Origin of the sequence: Caballeronia catudaia (genome assembly GCF_001544755.2) — a bacterium.
Classification (GTDB): domain Bacteria; phylum Pseudomonadota; class Gammaproteobacteria; order Burkholderiales; family Burkholderiaceae; genus Caballeronia; species Caballeronia catudaia.
Map to the genome: position 1 here is coordinate 1 of NZ_FCOF02000102.1, position 5,465 is coordinate 5,465.

A 5,465-nucleotide genomic window follows, 5' to 3' on the forward strand; every position below is an offset into this window, starting at 1 on the left:
GGCGTTAGGGCATGAGGAGCCTGACGATTACCTACTTTCACACGGGTATCCGCACTATCATCGGCGTGGAGTCGTTTCACGGTCCTGTTCGGGATGGGAAGGGGTGGGACCGACTCGCTATGGTCATCAGGCATGACTTGTTGCTGTGTCGCGGGTTGCGCGCCACAGCCAATCTGGGAAGAAGCAGTATTGAATTCGGGTGGTGATTGTTGCACAACGACTCACTCAACCGGTGCGCATGCTACCCCCTACGGGGGCGGGATGCTCGTAAGTGCTGAAGCACTAACGATCATCGCGAAACACACTGGTTATAGGATCAAGCCTTACGGGCAATTAGTATCAGTTAGCTCAATGCATTACTGCACTTACACACCTGACCTATCAACGTCCTGGTCTGGAACGACCCTTCAAGGGGCTCGAAGCCCCGGGGATATCTCATCTTAAGGCGAGTTTCCCGCTTAGATGCTTTCAGCGGTTATCTCTTCCGAACATAGCTACCCGGCGATGCCACTGGCGTGACAACCGGTACACCAGAGGTTCGTCCACTCCGGTCCTCTCGTACTAGGAGCAGCCCCCTTCAAATATCCAACGCCCACGGCAGATAGGGACCAAACTGTCTCACGACGTTTTAAACCCAGCTCACGTACCTCTTTAAATGGCGAACAGCCATACCCTTGGGACCGGCTACAGCCCCAGGATGAGATGAGCCGACATCGAGGTGCCAAACACCGCCGTCGATATGAACTCTTGGGCGGTATCAGCCTGTTATCCCCAGAGTACCTTTTATCCGTTGAGCGATGGCCCTTCCATACAGAACCACCGGATCACTATGACCTGCTTTCGCACCTGCTCGACTTGTCGGTCTCGCAGTTAAGCACGCTTATGCCATTGCACTATCAGCACGATTTCCGACCGTACCTAGCGTACCTTCGTACTCCTCCGTTACACTTTGGGAGGAGACCGCCCCAGTCAAACTGCCTACCATGCACTGTCCCCGATCCGGATCACGGACCAAGGTTAGAACCTCAAACAAACCAGGGTGGTATTTCAAGGACGGCTCCACCAAGACTAGCGTCCTGGCTTCATAGCCTCCCACCTATCCTACACAGATCGGTTCAAAGTCCAATGCAAAGCTACAGTAAAGGTTCATGGGGTCTTTCCGTCTAGCCGCGGGGAGATTGCATCATCACAAACACTTCAACTTCGCTGAGTCTCGGGAGGAGACAGTGTGGCCATCGTTACGCCATTCGTGCAGGTCGGAACTTACCCGACAAGGAATTTCGCTACCTTAGGACCGTTATAGTTACGGCCGCCGTTTACCGGGACTTCAATCAAGAGCTTGCACCCCATCATTTAATCTTCCGGCACCGGGCAGGCGTCACACCCTATACGTCCACTTTCGTGTTTGCAGAGTGCTGTGTTTTTATTAAACAGTCGCAGCCACCAGTTTATTGCAACCCTTTCACCCTTACCCCGCAGGGGGTTCAAGCTACAAGGGCGTACCTTATCCCGAAGTTACGGTACCAATTTGCCGAGTTCCTTCTCCCGAGTTCTCTCAAGCGCCTTAGAATACTCATCTCGCCCACCTGTGTCGGTTTGCGGTACGGTCACTATTAGACTGAAGCTTAGAGGCTTTTCTTGGAACCACTTCCAATTGCTTCGCTCCCTAGAGAGCTCGCGCCACACCCTTGAATTACGTGCCCGGATTTGCCTAAGCACCTTCTCCAATGCAGCGACCGGGACTTCCAACACCCGGACAACCTTCCGCGATCCGTCCCCCCATCGCATCTAACAATGGTGCAGGAATATTGACCTGCTTCCCATCAGCTACGCATTTCTGCCTCGCCTTAGGGGCCGACTCACCCTACGCCGATGAACGTTGCGTAGGAAACCTTGGGCTTACGGCGAGGGGGCTTTTCACCCCCTTTATCGCTACTCATGTCAGCATTCGCACTTCCGATACCTCCAGCACGCTTTTCAACGCACCTTCGCAGGCTTACGGAACGCTCTCCTACCACACACACTTGCGTGTGCATCCGCAGCTTCGGTGACTGGCTTGAGCCCCGTTACATCTTCCGCGCAGGACGACTCGATCAGTGAGCTATTACGCTTTCTTTAAAGGGTGGCTGCTTCTAAGCCAACCTCCTGACTGTTTTAGCCTTCCCACTTCGTTTCCCACTTAGCCAATCTTTGGGACCTTAGCTGGCGGTCTGGGTTGTTTCCCTCTTGACACCGGACGTTAGCACCCGATGTCTGTCTCCCGTGATTGCACTCTTCGGTATTCGGAGTTTGCTATGGCGTAGTAATCCGCAATGGACCCCACAACCATGACAGTGCTCTACCCCCGAAGGTGATACACGAGGCACTACCTAAATAGTTTTCGGAGAGAACCAGCTATTTCCAAGTTTGTTTAGCCTTTCACCCCTATCCACAGCTCATCCCCTAACTTTTCAACGTTAGTGGGTTCGGTCCTCCAGTACGTGTTACCGCACCTTCAACCTGGCCATGGATAGATCACTTGGTTTCGGGTCTACGCCCAGCAACTGATCGCCCTGTTCGGACTCGCTTTCGCTACGCCTGCCTTAATCAGTTAAGCTCGCTACTGAACGTAAGTCGCTGACCCATTATACAAAAGGTACGCCGTCACCCGTTTCCAGGCTCCGACTGTTTGTATGCATGCGGTTTCAGGATCTATTTCACTCCCCTCCCGGGGTTCTTTTCGCCTTTCCCTCACGGTACTGGTTCACTATCGGTCGATCACGAGTATTTAGCCTTGGAGGATGGTCCCCCCATCTTCAGACAGGATTTCACGTGTCCCGCCCTACTTCTCGTACCCCTAGTTCTTCCAACCTGTTTTCGTCTACAGGGCTATCACCTGCTATGGCCGCACTTTCCAGAGCGTTCGACTAACAAATCAGATAAAAGGTACAGGCTGATCCCATTTCGCTCGCCACTACTTTGGGAATCTCGGTTGATTTCTGTTCCTGCGGTTACTTAGATGTTTCAGTTCACCGCGTTCGCTCCTCACAACCTATGTATTCAGTTGTGGGTGACCCATTCGGGCCGGGTTTCCCCATTCGGATATCGGAGGATCAAAGCTCGTTTGCCAGCTCCCCTCCGCTTTTCGCAGGCTACCGCGTCCTTCATCGCCTGTGATCGCCAAGGCATCCACCACATGCACTTGTTCGCTTGACCCTATAACGAGTGTGTCTCTCGACATCCCGTCATAGGCTGAGTATTCGCGTTGTGCCGTATTCCAAAGCAATCTTTCGATCACCTTTTCATACTCGATACAATCACTACCCTGACTACCTTACTCACACCCATCTCTAAGTGCTTTTAGATAGCCTCTTTACTACTTCTTCCAGATTGTTAAAGAACGTTTAGCCGACAAGCGTGTTTCTCTACTCGCGACATCAACTGGCTATCAATCGCCAATGCGCAACGTTGAATCACCGATTCAGCGCTGTGCATTGAGGATTTGGTGGAGGATGACGGGATCGAACCGACGACCCCCTGCTTGCAAAGCAGGTGCTCTCCCAGCTGAGCTAATCCCCCTGGTCCCTTGAGTCTGCTCGATCCTCCGACCGACCCGCCTGACCGTTGGTGGGTCTGGATGGATTCGAACCATCGACCCCCGCCTTATCAAGACGGTGCTCTAACCGACTGAGCTACAGACCCATAGCCTGTCTTAACCACAGCCGATAAGCGTGAGCGCTTAATTTTGCGTGCGAAGCTCGAGAAAGGAGGTGATCCAGCCGCACCTTCCGATACGGCTACCTTGTTACGACTTCACCCCAGTCATGAATCCCACCGTGGTAAGCGCCCTCCTTACGGTTAGGCTACCTACTTCTGGTGAAACCCACTCCCATGGTGTGACGGGCGGTGTGTACAAGACCCGGGAACGTATTCACCGCGGCATGCTGATCCGCGATTACTAGCGATTCCAGCTTCACGCAGTCGAGTTGCAGACTGCGATCCGGACTACGATCGGTTTTCTGGGATTGGCTCCACCTCGCGGCTTGGCAACCCTCTGTTCCGACCATTGTATGACGTGTGAAGCCCTACCCATAAGGGCCATGAGGACTTGACGTCATCCCCACCTTCCTCCGGTTTGTCACCGGCAGTCTCCTTAGAGTGCTCTTGCGTAGCAACTAAGGACAAGGGTTGCGCTCGTTGCGGGACTTAACCCAACATCTCACGACACGAGCTGACGACAGCCATGCAGCACCTGTGCGCCGGTTCTCTTTCGAGCACCCCCACCTTTCAGCAGGGTTCCGACCATGTCAAGGGTAGGTAAGGTTTTTCGCGTTGCATCGAATTAATCCACATCATCCACCGCTTGTGCGGGTCCCCGTCAATTCCTTTGAGTTTTAATCTTGCGACCGTACTCCCCAGGCGGTCAACTTCACGCGTTAGCTACGTTACTAAGGAAATGAATCCCCAACAACTAGTTGACATCGTTTAGGGCGTGGACTACCAGGGTATCTAATCCTGTTTGCTCCCCACGCTTTCGTGCATGAGCGTCAGTGTTGGCCCAGGGGGCTGCCTTCGCCATCGGTATTCCTCCACATCTCTACGCATTTCACTGCTACACGTGGAATTCTACCCCCCTCTGCCACACTCAAAGCCTGCCAGTCACCAATGCAGTTCCCAGGTTAAGCCCGGGGATTTCACATCGGTCTTAACAGACCGCCTGCGCACGCTTTACGCCCAGTAATTCCGATTAACGCTCGCACCCTACGTATTACCGCGGCTGCTGGCACGTAGTTAGCCGGTGCTTATTCTTCCGGTACCGTCATCCTCCATCCATATTAGGGACGAAGTTTTCTTTCCGGACAAAAGTGCTTTACAACCCGAAGGCCTTCTTCACACACGCGGCATTGCTGGATCAGGGTTGCCCCCATTGTCCAAAATTCCCCACTGCTGCCTCCCGTAGGAGTCTGGGCCGTGTCTCAGTCCCAGTGTGGCTGGTCGTCCTCTCAGACCAGCTACAGATCGTCGCCTTGGTAGGCCTTTACCCCACCAACTAGCTAATCTGCCATCGGCCGCCCCTGTAGCGCGAGGTCCGAAGATCCCCCGCTTTCTCCCTCAGGTCGTATGCGGTATTAATCCGGCTTTCGCCGGGCTATCCCCCACTACAGGACACGTTCCGATGTATTACTCACCCGTTCGCCACTCGCCACCAGGGTTGCCCCCGTGCTGCCGTTCGACTTGCATGTGTAAGGCATGCCGCCAGCGTTCAATCTGAGCCAGGATCAAACTCTTCAGTTCAAACCTGTTACTGTTTTTCGGTTTCTTTCAAAACCGGTCGCTCACTCAACGTACTGACGATGATTTACTCCATCCAAAGATGGAAAAACCTTCCTCTATACTTCGTGTGAGACTCTTGATTACTTTTGCTATTGCTCCAGCCTCGAAAGACTGAAACCGCACTCGCCATCAAGCGCCCACACTTATCGGCT

Annotated in this window: 2 tRNA genes and 3 rRNA genes; all 5 read right to left on the reverse strand. The window is 53.5% G+C overall.

What is annotated here, in order from left to right:
* Positions 1 to 18: 18 nt before the first annotated feature.
* The 5 genes from rrf to AWB75_RS36015 all read right to left on the reverse strand — a co-directional run bounded on the left by rrf (position 19) and on the right by AWB75_RS36015 (position 5,274).
* Positions 19 to 131 (reverse strand): 5S ribosomal RNA (gene rrf / locus AWB75_RS35995).
* A 181-nt stretch (positions 132 to 312) separates the two neighbouring features.
* Positions 313 to 3,195: ribosomal RNA gene (locus AWB75_RS36000) — 23S ribosomal RNA — on the reverse strand.
* 287 nt (positions 3,196 to 3,482) lie between these two features.
* Positions 3,483 to 3,558, reverse strand: a tRNA-Ala gene (locus AWB75_RS36005).
* Between the two features lie 46 nt (positions 3,559 to 3,604).
* Positions 3,605 to 3,681, reverse strand: a tRNA-Ile gene (locus AWB75_RS36010).
* Positions 3,682 to 3,742: 61 nt separating this feature from the next.
* Positions 3,743 to 5,274, reverse strand: a 16S ribosomal RNA gene (locus AWB75_RS36015).
* Together the 16S, 23S and 5S rRNA genes with 2 tRNA genes alongside form the textbook arrangement of a ribosomal RNA operon.
* Positions 5,275 to 5,465 lie beyond the last annotated feature (191 nt).